The 21,330-nt window shown below is 55.9% G+C and carries 16 protein-coding genes; 7 read left to right on the plus strand and 9 right to left on the minus strand.

Annotated features, from left to right (window positions below):
* Positions 1-5 precede the first annotated feature (5 nt).
* The 4 genes from hemL to N655_RS18325 form a co-directional block, all read right to left on the minus strand.
* A complete protein-coding gene (hemL, locus tag N655_RS0110175) occupies positions 6-1,298 on the minus strand; it encodes a glutamate-1-semialdehyde 2,1-aminomutase (RefSeq protein ID WP_026442908.1) in 1,293 nt (430 codons plus the stop codon).
* Between the two features lie 93 nt (positions 1,299-1,391).
* Positions 1,392-3,263, minus strand: coding sequence for an aspartate--tRNA ligase (gene aspS, locus N655_RS0110180; protein ID WP_026442909.1), 1,872 nt, complete (start codon positions 3,261-3,263; stop codon positions 1,392-1,394).
* A 155-nt stretch (positions 3,264-3,418) separates the two neighbouring features.
* The gene (gene hisS, locus N655_RS0110185; protein ID WP_026442910.1) at positions 3,419-4,702 is read right to left on the minus strand and encodes a histidine--tRNA ligase; all 1,284 of its coding nucleotides are present in this window, start codon (positions 4,700-4,702) and stop codon (positions 3,419-3,421) included.
* Between the two features lie 102 nt (positions 4,703-4,804).
* Positions 4,805-6,400 (minus strand): rhamnogalacturonidase, encoded by a 1,596-nt coding sequence (locus N655_RS18325; protein WP_044934414.1) that lies wholly within the window; start codon positions 6,398-6,400, stop codon positions 4,805-4,807.
* Between the two features lie 122 nt (positions 6,401-6,522).
* On the opposite strand from N655_RS18325, the gene N655_RS18330 reads away from it, so the two are divergent.
* Complete coding sequence (locus tag N655_RS18330; RefSeq protein ID WP_044934417.1) at positions 6,523-8,796, plus strand: DPP IV N-terminal domain-containing protein; 2,274 nt, start codon at positions 6,523-6,525, stop codon at positions 8,794-8,796.
* Positions 8,797-8,819: 23 nt separating this feature from the next.
* Here the strand turns inward: N655_RS18330 and N655_RS0110200 are convergent, their stop codons facing one another.
* From N655_RS0110200 to N655_RS0110220, 5 genes are all read right to left on the minus strand, one after another.
* On the minus strand, positions 8,820-9,800 hold the full coding sequence (locus N655_RS0110200; RefSeq protein WP_026442911.1) for a Gfo/Idh/MocA family protein: 981 nt from the start codon (positions 9,798-9,800) through the stop codon (positions 8,820-8,822).
* 113 nt (positions 9,801-9,913) lie between these two features.
* A complete protein-coding gene (locus N655_RS0110205; RefSeq protein WP_238324662.1) occupies positions 9,914-11,011 on the minus strand; it encodes a SurA N-terminal domain-containing protein in 1,098 nt (365 codons plus the stop codon).
* A 54-nt stretch (positions 11,012-11,065) separates the two neighbouring features.
* The gene (locus tag N655_RS18335) at positions 11,066-12,010 is read right to left on the minus strand and encodes a DsbA family protein (protein ID WP_049961532.1); all 945 of its coding nucleotides are present in this window, start codon (positions 12,008-12,010) and stop codon (positions 11,066-11,068) included.
* A gap of 40 nt (positions 12,011-12,050) precedes the next feature.
* Positions 12,051-12,674, minus strand: a complete 624-nt coding sequence (locus N655_RS0110215; protein ID WP_026442913.1) for a class I SAM-dependent methyltransferase — start codon at positions 12,672-12,674, stop codon at positions 12,051-12,053.
* Between the two features lie 40 nt (positions 12,675-12,714).
* Positions 12,715-15,087 (minus strand): LPS-assembly protein LptD, encoded by a 2,373-nt coding sequence (locus tag N655_RS0110220; protein ID WP_049961371.1) that lies wholly within the window; start codon positions 15,085-15,087, stop codon positions 12,715-12,717.
* A gap of 21 nt (positions 15,088-15,108) precedes the next feature.
* On the opposite strand from N655_RS0110220, the gene N655_RS19880 reads away from it, so the two are divergent.
* Genes N655_RS19880 through fliD form a run of 6 tightly spaced genes read left to right on the plus strand, consistent with a single transcriptional unit; the run spans position 15,109 to position 21,330 of the window.
* Complete coding sequence (locus tag N655_RS19880) at positions 15,109-16,479, plus strand: RDD family protein (RefSeq protein ID WP_049961372.1); 1,371 nt, start codon at positions 15,109-15,111, stop codon at positions 16,477-16,479.
* 49 nt (positions 16,480-16,528) lie between these two features.
* A complete protein-coding gene (rfbB, locus tag N655_RS0110230; protein ID WP_238324664.1) occupies positions 16,529-17,629 on the plus strand; it encodes a dTDP-glucose 4,6-dehydratase in 1,101 nt (366 codons plus the stop codon).
* A complete protein-coding gene (gene rfbA, locus N655_RS0110235; RefSeq protein ID WP_026442916.1) occupies positions 17,629-18,516 on the plus strand; it encodes a glucose-1-phosphate thymidylyltransferase RfbA in 888 nt (295 codons plus the stop codon). The genes rfbB and rfbA overlap by 1 nt, the downstream gene beginning before the upstream one ends.
* Positions 18,517-18,522: 6 nt before the next feature.
* The gene (gene rfbC, locus N655_RS0110240; RefSeq protein WP_026442917.1) at positions 18,523-19,068 is read left to right on the plus strand and encodes a dTDP-4-dehydrorhamnose 3,5-epimerase; all 546 of its coding nucleotides are present in this window, start codon (positions 18,523-18,525) and stop codon (positions 19,066-19,068) included.
* Positions 19,065-19,919 carry a dTDP-4-dehydrorhamnose reductase gene (gene rfbD / locus N655_RS0110245; RefSeq protein ID WP_044934429.1) on the plus strand — a complete coding sequence of 285 codons (855 nt, stop codon included), beginning with the start codon at positions 19,065-19,067 and terminating at the stop codon, positions 19,917-19,919. Before rfbC ends, rfbD begins: the two co-directional genes overlap by 4 nt.
* Before the next feature lie 55 nt (positions 19,920-19,974).
* Entirely contained in the window at positions 19,975-21,330 is a 1,356-nt protein-coding gene (gene fliD, locus N655_RS0110250) for a flagellar filament capping protein FliD (protein WP_026442919.1), read from the plus strand.

Here is a 21,330-nt window from a genome sequence, read left to right on the forward strand (position 1 = left end):
ACCCTTTAGGCACGGAAGGCCTCTCGTGCTGCAGAAATTGTCGCATCGACGTCTGCCATGGTATGGGCCGCACTCAGAAATGCCGCTTCAAACTGCGAAGGAGGAAGCCAAATCCCGTTTTCCAGCATGGCGCGATGAAAACGGGCGAATGTGCTCGTGTTGGAAGTAGATGCCGAGGCAAAATCCTTTACCGGTTCGCCAGTAAAGAACCAGGTAAACATAGACCCGGCACGATTGGCAGTCAGGTGGATGCCAGCACTTGCCGCCTCTGCGGTCACTCCGTCCACAACTGCGGCCGCCAGTCTTTCCAGCTGCGGATAGATGCTGTCGCGATGTGTCCTCAGGTGGGTCAGAGTGGCCAGGCCGGCAGCCATGGCCAGCGGGTTCCCGCTGAGCGTTCCCGCCTGATAGACCGGGCCCAGCGGGGCCAGTAGGTCCATGATTTCTTTACGCCCGCCAAATGCAGCGCAAGGCAGGCCCCCTCCGAGGATTTTTCCCAACACTGTAAGGTCTGGCCGTACGCCATAGACCTCCTGAGCTCCGCCAAAGGCCAGACGAAATCCTGTCATGACCTCATCAAAGATGAGCAGAACACCTTCCTGCTGCGTGAGCCTGCGCAGCGCTTCCAGATATCCCTCCGCAGGCAGCACGCACCCCATATTTCCCACCACCGGTTCCACGAGGATGCAGGCAATCTCGTCCCGATGTGCCTCCAGGGCCATTTCTACTGCCTGCACGTCATTGAACGGCAGGGCCAGCGTAAAATGCGCCACCTCCTCAGGAACTCCGGCAGAGCCGGGGAGACCAAAAGTGGCGACCCCCGATCCGGCTTTGACCAGTAGCCCGTCAGCATGCCCGTGATAACAGCCCTCGAACTTAACAATATATTTCCGTCCTGTATAGGCACGCGCTAAGCGGATGGCGGACATGGCCGCTTCGGTCCCTGAGTTGACAAAACGCAGTTTCTCGATCGAAGGGAAGGCAAGTGTGACCAGCTCCGCAAGGTCGGCCTCCGCCGGAGTGGATGCTCCAAAGCTGGTGCTGTTTGCTGCTGCTGCCCGAATGGCCTCAACCACAGGAGGAAAGGCATGGCCCAGAATCATGGGTCCCCAGGACCCGAAATAGTCAAGATAACGGTTGCCGTCGGCGTCCCATAAAAAAGCCCCTTCCCCGCGAATGGCAAAGGGAGGATTGCCCCCAACGGCGCGAAAGGCGCGTACCGGCGAATCAACTCCGCCGGGAAGATACTTTTCCGCACGGGCCTGCAGGGCTGCAGAACGAGAAAGGGTCCGTCTCAAAGTACTGGGCATCACCAACCAGTATAGGGCTTCATGGCAGCGCCATTTGCCCAGGCAGTCAGAAGCGTTGCTTCCGGCTGCTGTGCATCGGCTTCAAGACCTGAGTACGGTGCGGATGTGCAGCTCCTTAAGTTGCGCGTCGCTCACCGGAGTCGGCGCATCCACCATCAGGTCAATGGCCTTGGCCGTCTTGGGAAAAGCGATTACTTCGCGCAGGCTTGATGCTCCGGCGAGGATCATCACCAGACGGTCCAGTCCAAGTGCAATTCCCCCATGTGGAGGAGTTCCGTATTGCAATGCTTCGAGAAAGAAGCCAAAGCGTTCCTTCGCTTCTTCTTCGGACATGCCAAGCGCCCGAAAGATCTGCTGCTGCACGTCCTGCCGGTGAATACGGATCGAACCGGAGCCTAGCTCAAGCCCGTTCATCGCAAGGTCGTAATAGCGAGCGCGCACCGATGCAGGGTCAGAAACCAGCCGGTCCATGTCCTCTTCATGTGGGGACGTGAACGGATGGTGTGCTGGCATCCACTTTCCGGTTTCGATGTCGTGCTCGAACATCGGGAAGTCCGTGACCCAGATGGGGCGGAAAGCGGCAGAGCCATCCACGATACCGGAATTGCGTTCCGGCGATGCGACAACCTGTTCGGTCACCGCAAATGCGCCGTGGCGGTCGGCATATTTCTTCGCCAGCTCCACACGGAAGCTTCCCGCGGCCGAATACACAGCAATCTCGCGCTCAGACAGCCGGCCCTCAAATTTCGTATCACTGGCCTGAATGTGCGTCGCTGCGTCTCCGGCCACGATGATGAGCAGATCGCCTTCCTCTGCCTTCGTCAGCTCGCGCAGTTTGGCAACCGCGTTCGGGAAGGACTTTTCCAGGCGTTTAAGGTCATCGATATATTTCGCTCCCTTGCGCGTATCGAAGAGCGGGCGGTTGTCGTCACGCTCTTTGCGCGAAAGCTCCCCAACTTTAGGAATCCGCAGTGCGACTACGGGCAAGGCGGGATCAATGGCCAGCGCTGCCAGGTCGCTTTCAGAAAAGATTTCTTTCACATCGGTCAGGCCAGGCAGACGGAGATCGGGCTTGTCGATACCAAACTGCCGCATGGCTTCGTCATAGGTAATCTGCGGAAACGGCGTCGGCAATGCAATGCCAACCGCTGCAAAGGCGGCCTTCAGAAAGCCTTCCACCGCACGGAAGATCGTCTTCTGCTGTGGAAATGTCATTTCCAGATCAATCTGGGTGAACTCCGGCTGGCGGTCGGCGCGCAGGTCTTCATCGCGGAAGCAGCGTGCGATCTGAAAATAACGGTCGAAGCCGGAGATCATCAAAATCTGCTTAAACAATTGCGGCGACTGCGGCAACGCGTAGAACGTTCCCGGATGCACGCGGCTGGGCACCAGATAATCACGCGCTCCCTCCGGTGTGGAGCGTGTCATAAAGGGCGTTTCAATCTCAAAGAAGTTCTGCTGTGAAAGATATTCACGCACAGCCAGGGTGATTTTATGACGCACCTCAAAGTTGTGCTGCATCTCAGCACGGCGCAGGTCAAGATAGCGATATTTCAGCCTCACCTCTTCGTTGCTGATGGCTTCCTCGGCAGGCGAAAACGGCGGGACTTTGGCGTCGTTGAGCAGGCGCAGTTCTTCGGCGACTACCTCAATCTCACCGGTGGCCATTTTAGGATTGATGACGTCTTTGCCGCGCAACCGCACTTTCCCGATGGCGGCCACGACATATTCCGGCCGCGCCTGTTCGGCCTTCGCGTGAGCAGCCGGCCCGAGCTCCTTATCAAACACAACCTGAGTAATGCCATAACGGTCGCGCAGATCAAGAAAGATGAGATTGCCATGGTCGCGGCGGCGGTTCACCCATCCCAGCAAAACAACGGATTTCCCCGCGTCCTCAGAGCGAAGCTCTCCGCAGGTATGCGTGCGTTCCAGTGTTCCTAAAAAATCCAGCAAGGTCTGTATCCTTATTTAACAAGAAGCAAATTCCTACGCAAATTCAGGCCAGCGAAATGTGCTGAGCGCGCATGCGAGGTTCTTGCAGGGGGCCAGTTCCATCGTGGGCCCCCATTGCTTCGCCTACCCGAAGCGTCGAAACTACAAGCGTCGGATTAGCCCTGACGCAAAACTGTTACCAGCTCCGCCCGGGCCACCTTCACCTGCTCACCCTTTGCAAAATCCTTTACCGTCAAGATACCGGATTTCACTTCGTCCTCGCCCAGCAACACGATCTTTCGCGCCAGCTTGTTCCCAATCTCGAACGACTTTTTTACCCGAAAGCTGCCATCGCCCAGCTCTACTTGCAGGCCTGCGCGACGCAATTCGCGGGCAAGATCAAGCGCTGCTGCGTTTTGTGCTTCTCCCACCGGGGCGACATATGCATCCGCCAGTTTGCCGTGCTGGGCAGCCTGGGCCTGAAGCGTCAGAACCAACCGGTCTTCACCCATAGCAAAACCGATGCCCGGTGCTTTCGGTCCCCCAATGACTTCCGACAAACCGTCATAGCGTCCGCCACCAAGCAGCGCGTTCTGTGCGCCCAGACCGCCATGCGTGAACTCAAACGTCGTGCGCGTGTAGTAGTCCAGCCCGCGTACCAGTCTCGGATTCACTTCATACTTCACGCCGCAGGCATCGAGTGCCGCGCAGACCGCCGCAAAGTGCGCCCTGGAATCTTCATCCAGGTAATCTGCAATCTTCGGCAGCGATTCGATGATCGGCTGGTCCTCCGGGACCTTGCAGTCGAGTACGCGCAGTGGGTTTGTTTCCGCGCGTCGCTGGCAGTCCACACACATCTGCAGGGCCTTGTCCTGGAGTGCCTCGCGCAATGCCGCCACATACCGGGGGCGGTCGCTTGACGAACCTACCGAATTGAGCACCAGCTTCCATCCGTGAATGCCAAGTTCATCGAGCAACGTGGCCAGCATCTCCAGCACTTCGGCATCGCGCAAGGGTGATTCAGACCCCGCACTGGGAGGTCCGATCACTTCAGCGCCAATCTGGTAGAACTGCCGATAGCGACCCTTCTGTGGGCGCTCTCTGCGAAACTGCGGCCCAATATAGTAGAGCTTTTGCAGCAGTCCTGTCTCGCCAAGCTTGTGCTCGATATATGCGCGGACCACGCCGGCTGTATTTTCAGGCCGCAACGTCAGAGACTGCGACTTTTCCGACTGTGCCCGCGCACGGTCTTCCCACGTGTACATCTCCTTGGAGACGATGTCAGTTTCTTCTCCGACGCCCCGCGTAAAGAGCTGCGTCTCCTCAAAAATGGGCGTGCGGATCTCCCAGAAGTTATAGCGGGCAAAGACGCGCCGCGCCGTTTCTTCAACGAAGTTCCACAGTCCAGTTTCCGGCGGCAGAAGGTCCCGTGTGCCGCGAACGGCTTTCAATGTACTCATTTGCTGTGAATTGGCCTAATCCTTAGATTAACAGGGGAATGGGCCTCATGCAGCAAGAGGGATTGACTTCCCGTTCTAGCTGGTTGCAGAGGACCTGCTCGGTCAAAATTCTTCCGAGTGGGTAGAATCCACGCTCTTGTCTCTGATTCTGGAACTGCCAAAGACCCGGAAATCCGAGACCTCTTTTAAGCGGAAGATGGGGCCATGGCTGTCTTTCGGGACCTTGATGCGGAAGAAGTCTGCTTCATGAACATCTTCAAGCACAAAGGCAGGACGGAGGTCCGGAGCGGCCGAGGCAATTTCCACATCCGTCAACTCGACATTCTTTACGTGGCGCAAATAAAAGCCGTGAGCGGGCAGGGGTCCAAACATGTGCGGGTCAGGATAGGCGTCCTCTTTTTCCGGCACCTGAAGGTTCGCTGCTTGCGCGTCCCCGCCGCCCTGGTGATGCAGGTAAAGATTGTTAAACCGGATCTCTTCGACCGGATGGCCGGGAATCCCGCTAATCAGCACAGCCTGGTGTGAGGCAGAATTGTAACTGACAATGTTACTGAACAGGATACGGCGCGCATCACCCACCGGCACACCCTGTGGTCCTCTCATCCGGCTGCCCAGACGCACAAAGATGGGCGTATTCATGATGTCGCGCATGGTGATGTTGGTAATTGCAATATCTTCAAGCAGGGCCCCATCCACGCTCTCAAGCGCAAATCCGCCGCACCCTTCAAAGACACAATTCGAGATGGTGATGTTTTTGAAGCCGCCGTTTGATTCTGTGCCGCACTTGATCCGCCCGGTACGAGGGACTCGCTGACCGGGGGGAAATTTCTTGAAGGTCCCGTCCAGCAAAGTGCCGAGCTCATATGTACCAGTGACATAACAATTCGTAATCGTCAGGTTTTCTGTGGCGCGTGCGTAGCCGAGTGCAAAAGAGCTTTTCGGGCAAATACCATCGTCCCAAGGCGAATTGACGCTGCAATTTGAGACACGGACGTTCTTGCAGCAATCAATGTCCATCCCGTCGCGGTTCGTGTCGATCTTCAGATTGTCAATCGTAAAATTGTCTACGCCAGTCGCAAGGATGCCAAAATGGCCGCCTTTCAGAATTGAAAAGTCACGCAGAATGACATTGCGACAGTTCTTTAGGGCGATCGCTTTATTGCCTACGCGCGGGTTTTCCGCCAGTGGCTGCTCATTCGCCCATCCGCGGCTGAGGCCTTTTCCATAAATCAGGCCTGGGCCGCAAATGGTCACATCGTGTAGGTCCTCACCCCAGATCAGGCTGTTGTGCCAGTGATTATGTCCGTAATCCTGATAGCTTTCCCATGGCGCATTGGATTCTGCAGGATCATAGCCCTCATTTCCCGTCGCAGGCGTTTCCGCAGCAAGAATCGTGGCGCCCTGTGACAGGTACAAAGCAACATTGCTCTTCAGGCGAATGGAAAAAGAATGATATGTGCCGGCAGGAAACAGAACCGTGCCGCCTCCCGCATTGGCCGCCGCTTCGATGGCTTTGTTGATGGCCGAGGAGTCGATCGACTTGCCGTCGCCAGTTGCGCCAAAGGCGCGCACATCGTAAATGCTTCCATGCGCTGGTGGAGCAGAGACTGTTGTCTGCGCTCCAATGCCCAGAGGGGCAAAGGCGCCGGCGGCTCCGACGGTTGCATATTTCAGAAAATCACGGCGGGGTTTCTGCATCGGGTACGTTCTCCTTGTGGTCAGACCTCGTAGAAACAATACAGCATCACCCATCGATTTGTCTGTTGGAGTTGTATACAAAGATGTATACTTAGCGCCAGTACGGTTCACGAGGGAATTCCATGCTCAGGAAATTGTGCATCTTTGCTGCGGGCTTGTACTTTACGTCATGCTTGCATGGACAGGTTACAGTTGCTGATTACGAGCGCGCCAACCATCTGCGCGACAAATATAAGGGGCTTGCGCTGAATCTTCCTGAGGAGCCGCACTGGATCGAGAAGACAGACAGCTTCTGGTACCGCAAAACCGTTGAGGGTGGACACGCCTTTGTCCTGGTGGATGCCAGTTCGCTGGCCAAACGACCGGCATTTGATCATGAAAAGCTGGCAGCGGCCCTCTCTTCGGCGAGCGGAGAAAAGTACTCAGCGGTTACGTTGCCGTTCTCGCGGTTTGAGTATGCCGAGAACCAGAGCGTCATCCGGTTCAGAATAGACCGCCAGCGTTGGCGTTGTGATGTGGTGAAGTATACGTGCGATAAGGCTGGACCGCCGGAACCGGAGGATGACGATGGCGGCTATGATGATACTCCTAAAGCCGTAAACAGCGAGACTGAAACTGTTCCATCACCCGATGGCAAGCTCGAAGCTTTTATCGAAAATTACAATGTCTATGTACGCCCGAAAGGCAAGTCGGAGAAAACCGCGCTGAGCTGGGACGGCTCTGAGGACAATTACTACGCACTCAGTACAGTGGTTTGGTCGCCGGACTCGCGGCATCTGGTGGCTTACCGTGTCCGTCCTGGATACAAGCGCGAGGTGCACTATATCGAATCATCACCCTCAGACCAGCTTCAGCCGAAGTATTCTTCCATGGTCTACCCTAAGGCCGGAGATGTGCTCGCTCTGCCCCAGCCGGTGCTCTTTGATGTGCAGCGGAAAGATGCGATTTCCATCGACAACGCGCTCTTTCCTAATCCTTACGAGTTGTCTCCGGCAGAATGGTGGAAGGACGGCCGCGGCTTTACTTTTGAGTATAACCAGCGCGGACATCAGGTATATCGCGTGATTGAAGTCAATGCTGCGACTGGCGCAGCGCGAACGCTGATTGAGGAAACCAGCAAGACGTTCATTGATTACCGGCCCCTGGTTCCCGACCAGTTTGACACGGGTAAGCGGGTCCGCATCGATATTCACGATGGAAAGGAAGTGCTCTGGGCATCGGAACGCGATGGATGGGAGCACCTTTACCTGTATGACGGGGTGACCGGCAAGGTAAAGAACCAGATTACAAGAGGAGACTGGGTTGTTCGCGCGATTGATGATGTAGACCCGGAAAAGCGCATGATCTGGTTTGAAGCCAGTGGCATGGAACCGGGCAAAGACCCTTATTATATGCACCCATACCGTATCAACTTTGATGGGACTGGCCTGACACCACTTTCAAAAGAAGACGCAGATCATCGCGTGGTCTTTTCACCGGACGGAAAATATTACGTCGTCACTTGGTCGCGGATTGATCTGGCTCCTGTGATGGAATTGCGGCGCACGGAAGACAATAAGACCCTGATGACGGTCGAGCAGGGCGATATTCATAAGCTGCTCGATGCCGGTTGGCACCCGCCGGAAGTCTTTACGGCAAAGGGGCGCGACGGCAAAACAGATATCTGGGGCGTGATTTACCGGCCTGCGAATTTTGATCCGCACAAGAAATATCCTGTGGTCGAGTCCATCTATGCCGGACCGCAAGGTTCCTTTGTGCCGAAATCATTCGGGCTATGGGCGCAGCCGTTAACGGAGCTTGGCTTCGTCGTCGTTCAGATTGACGGAATGGGAACGAACAACCGCTCAAAGGCATTTCACGATGTGGCGTGGCAGAATCTGAAGGATGCTGGCTTCGAGGACCGTATCCTGTGGCACAAAGCAGTGGCGGCCAGATACCCATGGTATGATATTTCGCGTGTGGGTATCTTCGGCACCTCCGCAGGCGGACAGAGTGCCCTGGGCGCGCTTCTTTTTCATCCTGAGTTTTACAAGGTAGCTGTCGCCAACAGTGGATGCTACGACAACCGCATGGACAAAATCTGGTGGAACGAGCAATGGATGGGCTGGCCGGTCGGACCGCAATATGCTGCATCATCGGATGTAGACAACGCTTGGCGGCTGAAGGGGAAACTCTTGCTAATTGTAGGGGAAATGGACAAGAACGTGGATCCCTCGTCTACATTCCAGGTGGTCAATGCGCTCATCAAAGCGAAGAAGACCTTCAGTCTGCTTGACGTTCCGGGAGGGGGCCACGGCGCAGGCGGCGAATACGGCCAGCGCGCGTTGGAAGACTTTTTTGTTCATAACTTGCTCGGACAGGAGCCTCCCGACTGGAATGCGATGGATGGTCATTAGTCTGGGCAGGCCAGACTTGGGCCTTAAAGATCTTGCGCCGTGCCGGTTCGCCAGCTTTGGTAGGCCATATCCAGCACACGTTGGTTATGGAGGCCGTCTTCTCCCGGCGCCAGATACTTGCCACGTCCTTCAATCGCGGCGGAAAAACTATCGATCATGCGGCTGTAGGCATCGGCGTTGGAGACACGCTGGTGGGCCGCAACTTTTCCGTTTCGATAAAGGACCACATCCACTGGATGGTCCACAGTCATGGCGTTTTCACAAACAATCACACCGGATTGGCCGGAAACTTCAATCAGGCTGCGATAAGCAGCCCGTGTGGTAACGGAAACCGATCCAATCGCCCCGTTCCCGAAGGAAACGGCCAAGACCGCGTGTGATTCAACCTCACCTGACCGGGCGTCTCTCCGTGCCAGCGTGCTCACGCGGGTGATATCGGTAGCCAGTAGAAACCGCAGGGCATCGAGGCAATGGATGGCAACGTCACCGATCGGGCCGCCTAGAGCCAGTTTCGGGTCATAAATCCAGGTCCGTGGGCTTCGCTCTGCTTCATAGCAGAATTGCGAATGTAACAGCGCGGGGGCGCCGATGCGTCCTTCAGCAATCCATTCACGGATAAGCTGAACACTGGCGTTGTAGCGCATGTTCTGCGCAACTCCAAAGACTACGCCTGCCGCCCGTGTGGCAAAGAGCATTTGCTCGGCTTCCGCAGCATTCATGGCCAGAGGTTTTTCGCAAAGAATATGTTTGCCATGCTGCGCAGCCAGCAGAACATGTGGCAAATGCAGTGCGTCCGGCGATGCGATAAAAACTGCATCGATCTCCGGCGAGGCGCAGAGGTCTTCCGGAGTACTGAAAACATGAGGAATGTGAAATTCGCGCGCGTTGGCGCTGGCCTTTGCCAAGTCACGCCGCCAGATTCCGGTGAGGTGCCTTCCTGCAAAAGCGGGAACCAGCCTTTTGACGGCGTGGTGTCCAAAGCCGAGGATCCCATAGCGGACCATAAGCGTCCTTAGTTTTCTTGCTGGCTACAACCCTTTCATGGCCAGGCTTCCGCGGCCTTCAGGAAGCAAATCCGAGGGCTGCGAGTCAATGGCTGCTGACCGAATCCGGGCGTCTACTGCGCACCATTTTTGAAGATTTCTTCGGCGAAGAAATTCTCCACCCTGGCCTGGTCGCGCAACATCTCCAGATACGCATTCCGCAACAACTGGGAACGGGCATCACGCAACTGGCTGCGGATACTCTGTTGCACCCGGGGATCATTCAGCTCTCGCTGGCCTGCTGCTTCTTTGTCCAGCAATTTGTAGATGGCATAGCCGACCACTTTATGTTGGGCGTCATACACGGGCAATACTTCAGTAATTTGCCCAGGTTTGATTTTTGCAATCGCAGCATATACTTCCGGGCTGCTGTGGAGTTGAGATTCAGAGACAAAACCCATGTCCCCGCCGTTGGATGCCGTATCCGGGCGTTCCGAGAAGTTCTGCGCTAGAAGCCCGAAGTCCTCGCCGCTTTCCAGGCGGTTGTGCAGCATCTCAATTTTTTTCCTGGCCTCAGCATCATTTGTGGCTTTGCTGTTTTGCAGGTTGGCCGTCTGCTGCTGTTGTGGAAGAGGTTGAGAGGTGACGATAATCTGCGCCAGATGGTACATCGGCTCAATCAGATTGAACTCTGACTTGTGCGCATTGTAGTAACTGGAGATATCAGCGTCTGTTATGTTGATTTTGGAATTGATTTCCTTGTTCAGAAGTTTGTCTTCGGTCTTCGAGCGGCGGATCTGGCGTTTCAGGTCCTCCAGCGTCAGGTGCTTTTCTGCCAGCCGGCGATTGAATTCTTCCTGGGTAAAGGGAGCTTTCAGCTCATTTAACTGATTGTCCACCTCTTCGTCGGTCGCCGTTAGGTTCAGCTTGGCCGCGCGCTGCATCAGGATTTCCTCGTCAATCAACTGACGGATAATGTTCAGGCGGACAATGTCAGCCTGTTCTTTTGACGGCTGCTGTTGGGAGTCGCCAAGGTTGTTCTGGTAGAGCTGTTCCACCTCAGCGCGCATGATGGGTTTGCCGTTCACAGTGGCAACCACGTCCGGTCCATGCGCGCGATGGCATCCCCATGCTGCGGCAATGGCCAGGGAAGCGATGCCGACCGCTGCCATCTGGTGCAGGCGAGGAATCAAAGCCGAGGACTTATGAGGAATGATCAATGCACGTAGCAACGCTTATCTCCCTGGGACAGTTCCGATGTAACCCACAAATTCTGAATGTATCATTCATTTCCCCTGGCCCTTATCGGCGGCGGGTACTTCTGGTTTTCCGGCCGGTGGCGGGGTCACTCCCTCCGCGGCCAGTGCCCGGTCAATCGCCATCCAGAGCTGCTCTTCGGGTAATGCACCGGAGAGCCGTTCACCGTTGATGAAGAGCGTGGGTGTGCCATCCACGCCCAGCGCGTCGCCTTCCTTCATGGAAGCGCGCACAACGGAATCATCTTGTTTGGCAAGGCACGCATCGAGTTTACCCGAATCCAGTTTGCTGCGCTGGCCTTCGTCCCGTGCCAGCTTGTCCAGTGTGGCAGCAGACTTGGCGGGATCGCGCTGGGGCCCGCTGATGTCTTCCCCATGGGTATGCAGATAATCCACATAGCTCCAGTACGCCGTGGGACTTTGCGCTGCCAGACAGTTCGCGTCCACCGCCGCATGGAGCGCCCAGGGATGGATCTCAACCAGAGGAAAGTCTTTATAGATGACGCGAACCAACCCCTTATAGTGGTCCATCGTGTCCGGAAAGAGCTGCGCGTGCATACGTGCACAGTAGGGGCATTCCAGATCGTCAAAGTTGATGATGGTCACCTTGGCGTCAGGGTTTCCACGCACAGGGCGGTTGGCGATAGAAATCAGATCGGCAGGGTTCTTGCTCAGGTCCCATTTGGAGAGTCGCGCCAGGGTATTGCCGTCTTTGGAAAGCAGAAAATTCAGGGTCTGCTGCTTTGACGGATCACTGGTAGAAGAAAAGGTAATGGGAATGGCATCGAAGCCCGGAATGTCACTCTTAGAACGTGGCCCCACGCTGACCTTCCAGTCCTGTGGAACATTCAACTGGGAACGCACCAGAATTTCAATACGGCGGTCCACTTTCGGATTGTTAGGGGTGTCCTGGGCCTTGCAGCCTGCTGCCAGAAGGAAAGCGAGGCAGCCAAAAAGGAAGCGGGTTCGAAGCAAGAAAACCACCTTTCCCAAAGGGGAGAAATCTGTTCTCTGATTATCTCATCCGCGGGGCAAATTGAAGGCGGCAATAAAGAAAGGGCTGCGGCTTTCCCAAAGGAGTTATATGGTTTTCCTCCACACTTTCCCTCAATTGGAAATCCTCACCTAGCTCCCGCATGAGCGTTTCAGCACTATAACGGAGGACCTCCAGTCCACTACATTTTTCCGGACCGTTGAAAGCAAAGGTGGCCAATATGATGTGACCACCAGGTCTCAGCGCTTCCTGTACTTGATGAAGATAGAGGCTCCGTTGTTTTGCTTTTGTCAAAAAATGGAAGACAGCGCGGTCGTGCCATAAGTCATACTTATGTTTGGGAAGGCTGATTGAGGTGATGTCAGCAGCAATCCAGTGAATCTGATCGGCACGGCTTTGTAATCGCTCCTTCGCAAGGGAGAGTGCGGTTTCTGAAATATCCAGGACGGAAATATTCTCGTAGCCGCGCGCCAATAAGTCATCAGCTAGCGTCGAGGCCCCTCCACCCACATCAAGGATGCAGGCGCTTCGTTTGAGCCCCGTGTTTTCAATCAGCTTAAGTGAAGTTTCAAGATGAGAACGGTACCAGCTGACCTCATCTGCCTTATGTGTGCCATAGATATATTCCCAATACGCTCTATCCATCGATCATGTGAACCGGCCCTTTGATATTTGCGCTGCAAGACTAAAAAATACGCACAGCTCTTCTTAAACTTCCCGCAGAACCCACCCCGGCCAGCGTAAAGCTGTAGAGATACTGTGTATCATCGCGTACTGCGCCGAGAGAGTATCGGCGGACTTCCAGACTCAGGCCACAGCAGTCCCAGTTCCAGGAGCTCTGGATTGCTCCATATTGCAACTGGTTCTGTACGAAATCATAGCCCAGCGTACCTCCAGCGCTCAGCCCTCCTTTTGTGGAAGAGCCATAGCTCGCCGTAAGGCGCAGCTGATTATAGTTAGAGATAATATTTGTGGCTTGCGTGCCCTGGCCTACAGTGGCGGGCGCTTCTGGGGCATTCAGATGAAATTCGCCCAGGTTGAAGCTGTAGTCTCCCACTTTGTAGCCCGCATACACATTGCTGGCGGTCATGCGGCCCAGCCGCGGATCGTAATCCATGTCCCATTCAAGGTCTGTAGCGGATGTTGTCCGCATCCTGAGCCGCGATATGATGGGCGAAAATGTGCGCGGTCCGGTGAGAAAGGCGATCCCGGTCAGATCGAGCGTGGGGGCCAGTACGTTCCTCGTTCCATTGGTGACTGCTCCGCCAAAAGTATTGTTCAGGAAATATTTCTGCGCCAGCTGCCAGGAGATCCAGTCTTCTGTTCCGCCTCCGCACAGTTCGTCAGGTCCGAGTGCTTCGTCACCCTTGCAGGGATGAGGCCGGAGATGGCGCAGGAAAAGCCGCTGGGTCAGCGAGTAATCAAGTTCATTCGTATCGCTGGCAATGTCCACATCATCAAAGCGCAGGATCGAATCAAAATTTCCAATGCCAGCAACATAGTGATACTGAAAATCCGGCTCAATGGAGTGACGCAGGCTGCCTCCAAAGAGGCGCACCAGCCATGGCGCTGTGAAATCGCGCTCCAGGGCGGGAGGATGAATGTCGATGCCTGCTTCCAGATCTTTTCGGTTCACACTAGCGTCGCGTAGTGAAGGGACAGTGCCCAGGGGGGCCGGCGTCTGGCTCTTTCCATAGAATGTCTCGCGGACAGCAGCTTCGGGCCGGAAAGTCCACTCGCCAAGCTGAAAGGGGAGAGCAATGTGTGGATAGAGGTCCACGCGGGGCACAAAATAGGCATGGAATGTGGCAGTGTTCAGACTATTGGAGGGTTCGGAGCGCGAAAGAGCAGCTACCGATGCGGTCCCTCCCCACATCAGCGCAGTATCGCCCAGATAATGGTCTTCAGCCTCCATTTGCAGTTCCGGAAGGTGCAGGATCCTGATTTCCGCATTCGTTGCGGTGTTCTGGAAGCTCTGATAGCGATCAAAACGCAGATTTTGTGAGAATCCCCCGAGGGAATGTACGCCAAAGATCTGTGATTTCACCTCTGAGTCAATCGCTGTAGCGTAGTTTTCCTCAAAGGCCTGTCGATAGATGTAGGAGCTGAGGTATTCAGCATCCACAATGCCTCGTGTATGACTTCCCCAGTCGCGACGTCCATCCACCATTAGGTCTGTGCCGCCCTGGTTGATGTTGTCTGGTGCGAGGCCACGGTCGAAGAGAGCATGAAAACGCACATTCAGAAAATTCTCACCGAATCCGCGATACCGAAAGAGCCCCATGGGTGAAAAGCCGCGTTTCGAAAAATATTCTGTGCCGATGGTGAGGTCCGAATTGCGGCTTAACGCAAAATAAATCTCTTCCCCAAAAATGAAGCCTTTTGTTGTGCTGTTGCCGGCGATGGGCAGGAGAATGCCCGTAGTGCGATCCTCTTCACTGACCGCATGGGTGGCATAAGGCAAATAAAGCAGAGGGACATGCCATAGCTGGAAAATCGTGTTTCGGGCCGCCGCCTGATTATCATTTACATTGATTTCTTTGGCCAGCAACCGCCAGTCCGGCTGCGGCAGGCGGCAGGAGGTCATAGTGCCGTCAATGAGTTTATAGTTTCCCTGGCCCAGCTGTATCAATTCCCGTCCTGTAACGGCAAAAGGATTGGGTGAAGTGAACACCTTCTTGTTGCGTTGCATCGTCCGGTTTGTACCGGTCCCGATGGTCCCGATTACGTCATAAAAACGCCCTGTGTCTTCATCCAGATTCATTTCACCGTGGGTGGCCGTAAGATGCAGGTCATCCCGACTGCTGTCCAGGGTCAGATGGCCATCTGCAACGACCTCTCCCGTGTCCCGGTTATAGATGATTTTGTCGGCCTGAATGACGTAGTCCCGATAATGGATGACCACATTGCCTTCGAGTGTGTAGATATTGTCCTTTTCCCGCTGCGAGACAGCGCGAATCTCTACAGGCACCCCACCCTGGGGCGCCGGAATGACCCGTGCCACCGGAACACTCGGAGCGTCCGGCAACTGAGATGCGGGGGGAAACTGCTTTGTCACTGTCTGCGGCCAAAGAGGCGGATGACAGAGAAACAGCAGCGTGATACACAAAAAGATGCGGGCTCTCATCACGAGGGGCGATCTGGAAATTTCAGCATAACAGGCTTCCGATCTGCTCTTCACAAGGAGAAGCGCGCTGCTCTGGCTTTCAACAACCCGATTTCGCCGCTCCAGCTTGTGTATAGCTGGAGACAGGTTGTGTGTCTCCGCGAGGCCTCCCGCTTTCCAACAGAAACGGTCATTCACTTTGAACGGGGAACTCCATTGAGCACTTCGACTTCTAGTCTTTCATCTGCCTCTGCCGCGAATTGGAAAGATGAGATCAATGCCCGTCTGGCTGCGCACCGAACGCGGCGCACCCGTGTACCGGAAACCCAGGCTTCCCTTCCCGGTCTGGATTTAACGCCTGAAGCCGCTGGCGGCCGGCGAAATGTCGCGGCGCGTGTGGCGGAGCGTTACGCGAAGGCCCCTTCGTATCAGGAGCTTCTGGCGGCGCAGGCTGCCGCCGCGCGTGCCGCTGAAGCGGCGGCTGAAGCTGCGGCCCAGGCCCATGCCGTCACCCAGGCAGCCCTGGCTGGCATGGAGGAGCGGGAGGAAGCTTCCGGACAGGACCACGTTGAAACAGCGGCGTCCCATCCGCAAATGGCACTCGCTGAGGTAACAGACCCGCTTGAGGAAGTCGCCATCACACCACCTCAGCCTTTGCCAGCCAAATTGATCGAATTTCCCCGGGAATTGATTGCTCCTCGAAAGGCGCGGCCCCGTCTCGCGGAAGGGCCCCTGCGTGAGGCGGACCCGAACCCGGAAGGGCCGCAACTGCGCATTTTTGAGGTGGAGCCAGAAAGTATCTCCAAAGAACCAGCCGTCGAACCAGTGCTTCCTGAATGGCACTCCATCCGCCTGGATCCAGAACCACAGGAGAACAGGCAAGCAAGCGAAACGGCTGCTCCGGTGAACTATGACCATCTTTTTGATCTGCCACTTCAAGTGGCATCCCTCGAAGACCGCCTGATGGCAGGAATTGTAGACTTGGCCCTGGTCATGGCAGCGTTCTTTGTCTTTGTGCTGGTTTTCGTGGCCTGTACTGCCCATCCACCAACGGGGAAGCCCGCAATCGCCGGAGCAGGTGTGGCTCTGGCGACGTTGTTTGTGCTGTATCAGTGGCTCTTTTTTGCTTATTCTGACGCCACGCCGGGAATGCGGTATGCAAAAATTGCTCTCTGCACCTTTGACGACGAGAATCCCACACGCAGAATGATGCGCAATCGCGTGGGGGCGCTTCTGCTCTCCGTTCTGCCGATGGGGTTGGGTTTCCTGTGGTGTTTTTTTGATGAGGACCGGCTGGGGTGGCACGACCGCATGACCAGGACCTACCAGAGAAGCTATCGGTAGGGCGTTTCTCTTTGCTGCTGTCGCCAATTTATGGTTTACCCTGATTTGGATGACGATGCGCATGGGCAGCGACCACTACGGTCCGATCCTGGTAACTGGCGGGGCAGGCTTTATTGGCTCCAATTTTGTGCTGGAATGGCTTCGGCACATTGGCACCCCGGTCCTCAATCTTGACGGCCTTACCTATGCAGGGAACCTCGAAAACCTCCGCTCTCTTGAAGGCGACGCGCGCCACATTTTTGTTCACGGAGACATCTCGGATGAAAAACTCGTGGCTGCACTTCTGCAAGAGTATCGGCCCCAGGCCATTGTTCATTTTGCAGCCGAAAGTCATGTAGACCGCTCGATCGTGTCTCCTGATGCGTTTATCCGGACCAATGTCTTCGGGACATTTGCTCTATTGCAGGCAGCGCGCTCCTATTTTTCAGCGCTGGGCGAAGAGCAAAAAAAGACCTTCCGTTTTCTGCATGTTTCCACGGACGAAGTGTATGGGTCCCTGACGCCCGAGGACCCAGCGTTTACGGAAGATACGCCTTATGCTCCCAATAGCCCTTATGCTGCGTCCAAGGCGGCCTCGGACCATCTGGTTCGCGCATATTTTCACACCTACGGGCTGCCTGTGCTTACCACGAACTGCTCGAACAACTATGGGCCATTCCAGTTTCCGGAAAAGCTGATCCCGCTGATGATTCTGAATGGACTGGAGGGCAAACCCTTGCCTGTTTACGGCGATGGCCGGAATGTACGGGACTGGCTCTTTGTCGAAGACCACTGCTCGGCCATCCGCGCGGTGCTCGAAGGCGGAAGGCCGGGAGAGACCTATAACATAGGCGGGTCGAGCGAGCGGACCAATCTTGAAGTCGTGGCTACAATCTGCGACCTGCTGGATGAACTGTCTCCAGACCAGAAGATTGGCAGCCGCCGGAATCTGATGACCTTTGTTCCGGACCGTCCCGGTCATGATCGCCGCTATGCCATCAATGCGGAGAAAATCAGACGCGAACTGGGCTGGTCGCCGGTGGAGAAATTTGAGACGGGGATCCGCAAGACCGTCCAGTGGTACCTGGAACACAGAGACTGGGTCGAGCATGTGCGTTCCGGCGCGTATTTGCAGTGGATTGAGACAAACTATGCGGGGCGAAACGCATGATGAAAGGGATTGTGCTGGCAGGAGGATCAGGAACGCGCCTGTATCCGGTAACGCATGTGGTTTCCAAGCAGCTGCTTCCGGTTTATGACAAGCCCATGATCTATTACCCGCTGAGCACGCTGATGCTGGCCGGAATCCGGAACATTCTCATTATTTCCACGCCGCAGGACACTGCGCGCTTTGCTGACCTTCTGGGATCGGGTGAACAGTGGGGAATGAGCTTTTCCTATGCCGTCCAGCCCAGCCCGGATGGTCTGGCGCAGGCTTTCCTCATTGGAAAGGACTTCATTGGCCAGGACCCTTGTGCTCTGGTTCTGGGGGACAACATCTTTTACGGACAGACTCTTTCCTCGCAGTTGCAACGCGCAGCGAAAAAGACCGTTGGGGCGACGGTCTTCGCTTACCCTGTCCATGACCCGGAGCGATACGGTGTGGTGGAATTTGATGCGAACGGACGGGCCATGAGCCTGGAGGAGAAGCCTGCAAAACCAAAGTCGCGTTATGCCGTGACCGGACTGTATTTTTATGACAATGATGTGGTCGGGCTGGCTTCTGGGTTGAAACCTTCCGCGCGAGGAGAGCTGGAAATCACGGACTTAAATCGCTGCTATCTGGAACGGGGCACTCTGGATGTGGAACGAATGGGCCGCGGCATGGCCTGGCTGGATACCGGGACCCATGATTCACTCTTTGAGGCTGGACTTTTTATTCAGACGATCGAGCGGCGACAGGGTCTTAAGGTGGCCTGTCCGGAAGAGATCGCCTATCGCTCGGGTTATATTACCTCCGAGCAATTGATGAAGCTGGCCGATCCGGTGCGTAAAAGCGGATATGGGCAGTATCTGATCTCGCTGTTGAATGAACCCTATTTTCCGGCCGGGGCATAAAAATCCATGAATGTGATAGAGACGGCATTGCCAGGGGTGCTGATTCTCGAACCGCGCATCTTCCGTGATGCCCGGGGATCTTTCTGCGAAATCTATAATGAGCGCACCATGGCGGCCCTGGGGCTGCCTACCAATTGGGTGCAGGACAATTTTTCTCTGTCAAAGCAATATGTGGTGCGCGGGATTCATTATCAAGTCCAGAACACGCAGGGAAAACTGGTGCGCGTCACCCATGGAGCAGTTTGGGACGTTGCTGTCGATCTCAGGCAGAAATCGCCCACCTTTGGGAGGCACATTGGGGTGGAGCTGTCCGGGGAAAACAACCGTATGCTCTGGATTCCGCAGGGTTTTGGCCACGGATTTGTGGTTTTGTCGGAGAGCGCAGGTTTCGCCTATAAGGTGACCGACTACTATTCGCCTGCCGGAGAGCGCACGCTGCTCTGGAATGATCCAGACCTGGCCATTCCCTGGCCAGTGACGGCCGAGCAGGCAATCGTATCAGAAAAAGACCGACAGGGCAGCTCCTTGCGTGAGGCGGAGTTGTTTCCATGACTGGACAGAAGGTCCTGCTGCTGGGAGCGGGCGGACAGGTAGGCACCGAGCTTCGCCGCAGTTTTTCCGGGGCGCCAGAGCTGCTGGCCTGCGGACGTCAGCAGGCAGATCTTTCACGGCCTGAGAAGCTGCGGGACCTGGTGCGGGAGTTCCGGCCCGATGTGATTCTGAACGCGGCCGCTTATACGGCTGTGGACCGGGCCGAATCCGAGCCAGACCTGGCCATGATGGTCAATGCGGCCGCACCGGGGGTTCTGGCCGAGGAAGCCGCAAGATTGGGGGCGCTGCTGGTCCACTATTCCACCGATTATGTTTTTGACGGCACAAAGAGCGGTCCATGGCTGGAATCGGACGCGACTGGCCCCTTGAATGTTTATGGCAGAAGTAAGCTGGCCGGCGAAGAAGCCATCCAGAGGGTCGGCGGGAGATATTTCATCTTCCGGACGAGCTGGGTCTATGGTCCGCATGGCAGCAATTTTCTGCTGACAATGCTGCGACTGGGCAGAGAGAGGCCCCAGTTGCGCATTGTCGATGACCAGACGGGCGCACCGACCTCTTCCATCGAGATTTCCCGGGCGACACTTGCGGCACTCAAGCGCGCGTCGGATGCGCCTTCGGGAATTTACCATATGAGCTGCGGCGGGTGGACCTCCTGGTATGGCTTTGCCTGTGCCATCTTCAGGCAGGCGGGCACCTCCGCGGAGCTGCTTCCGATTCCTTCGGAGCAATATCCGACCCCGGCCAGGCGTCCACGGAACTCGGTCCTCAGCAATGAAAAGCTGCGGGCCGTCTTTGGAGTGGAACTGGCGGGCTGGGAAGAGGCATTGCAGGAAGTTTTTCCAAGGCTTTGATGCCTGGGTGTCCTCCTCCATTCAAGTTTCTCCCGCAAGCGACGATAACCAGGACATGGGAACCGTTGGCCTCTCCTTTGGATCTCCTACGGGCGGAAGCGGGTTTGATGTCACGTCCACGGTCAACCAGATCGTGACGAACATGCAGGCGATTGAGACGCCGTGGAAGAACCAGCTGACTACGCTCCAGAATAAAGACACAGCGCTGACCACGATCGGGACCGATCTCAGCTCTCTGACGACTGCGCTCCAGTCGCTTACGGATTTTTCCGGGGTCCTTTCGCAGAAAGAGGGCTCCAGTTCGGACACCAGCGTATTGCAGCTGACCTCGGCAGCATCGAGTGCCGTGGCCGGCACCCACACGGTCACCGTGCAGTCGTTGGCCCAGACGGCCTCCTATGTCACAGGAACGATTGCGAACGCCAGTGATACCCTGAGCGGCAGCCTGAGCATCGGGGGACAGTCGATTGATGCAAGCGGTATGACGCTCTCTTCTCTGGCGGCCGCGATCAATGGCGGCGGCTACGGCGTCTCTGCCAACCTCATTACAGATTCTTCGGGCACGCGGATGGTGCTGGTCAGTCAGACAAGCGGCGCTGCCGGCAATCTTTCCATCTCCAGCAGTCTGCAGGATGGATCGACGGCCATCGGAATCACCCAGTCCCAGACCGGGCAGGACGCGCAGCTTACGGTGGATGGGGTCCAGATGACCAGCTCGTCGAACACCGTGACCAATGCCATCCAGGGGGTGAGTTTTCAGCTGCTTAGCGCAGCGGCCGGGGAGCAGGTGCAGGTCATCATCACCAACAACAACAGCGCGATTGAATCGGCCATGAGCACATTTGTGAGCGCCTACAACAAAGTGGTGGGCGACCTGAATACCCAGGAGGGGAAGGACTCATCAGGAAACGCCGAGCCGCTTTTTGGCAGCTCTGTGTTGGCCACGCTCCAGGAAAACCTGCAACAGGCACTGGTTTTTACCCAGGCGGCAGGAAATGGGGCGATTACCTCGATCACACAGCTTGGCATCAGCGTGAACAATGACGGCACACTGTCACTGAACACGGACACTCTTGATAGCGTGCTGAATACGAACTTCAATGATGTGGTGAGCTTTTTTGAACCAAGCGTCACCTATACCTCGTTCGGGGGCAATTTCAACAATGTGCTGAACAACCTTGGCAATCAGGCCCCGGATGGTCTGGTGTATCTGGCCCTGCAGGAGGATGCCAGTACGGAGAACGAGCTGAATACAAACATCAGCAATGAGGAGACTTTGATCAGCGCGCAGAAGACGCAACTGACCACAGAGCTGAACGAGGCCAACTATATTCTGACTTCCATCCCACAGGAGCTGGACCAGATCAACGAGATATACAGCGCCATTACCGGTTATAACCAGAAGGGCTAG

The sequence above is a fragment of the Pseudacidobacterium ailaaui genome (assembly GCF_000688455.1).
Lineage (GTDB): Bacteria > Acidobacteriota > Terriglobia > Terriglobales > Acidobacteriaceae > Pseudacidobacterium > Pseudacidobacterium ailaaui.

What these genes read in the sequence shown, in the direction of transcription:
- N655_RS18325 (WP_044934414.1), bottom strand. Translation starts at nt 6,400, where the DNA reads ATGCAGAAACCCCGCCGTGATTTTCTGAAATATGCAACCGTCGGAGCC.
- rfbA (WP_026442916.1), top strand. Translation starts at nt 17,629, where the DNA reads ATGAAAGGGATTGTGCTGGCAGGAGGATCAGGAACGCGCCTGTATCCG.
- hisS (WP_026442910.1), bottom strand. Translation starts at nt 4,702, where the DNA reads ATGAGTACATTGAAAGCCGTTCGCGGCACACGGGACCTTCTGCCGCCG.
- rfbB (WP_238324664.1), top strand. Translation starts at nt 16,529, where the DNA reads ATGACGATGCGCATGGGCAGCGACCACTACGGTCCGATCCTGGTAACT.
- rfbC (WP_026442917.1), top strand. Translation starts at nt 18,523, where the DNA reads ATGAATGTGATAGAGACGGCATTGCCAGGGGTGCTGATTCTCGAACCG.
- N655_RS18330 (WP_044934417.1), top strand. Translation starts at nt 6,523, where the DNA reads ATGCTCAGGAAATTGTGCATCTTTGCTGCGGGCTTGTACTTTACGTCA.
- N655_RS0110200 (WP_026442911.1), bottom strand. Translation starts at nt 9,800, where the DNA reads ATGGTCCGCTATGGGATCCTCGGCTTTGGACACCACGCCGTCAAAAGG.
- N655_RS0110215 (WP_026442913.1), bottom strand. Translation starts at nt 12,674, where the DNA reads ATGGATAGAGCGTATTGGGAATATATCTATGGCACACATAAGGCAGAT.
- N655_RS19880 (WP_049961372.1), top strand. Translation starts at nt 15,109, where the DNA reads ATGACAGAGAAACAGCAGCGTGATACACAAAAAGATGCGGGCTCTCAT.
- rfbD (WP_044934429.1), top strand. Translation starts at nt 19,065, where the DNA reads ATGACTGGACAGAAGGTCCTGCTGCTGGGAGCGGGCGGACAGGTAGGC.
- fliD (WP_026442919.1), top strand. Translation starts at nt 19,975, where the DNA reads ATGGGAACCGTTGGCCTCTCCTTTGGATCTCCTACGGGCGGAAGCGGG.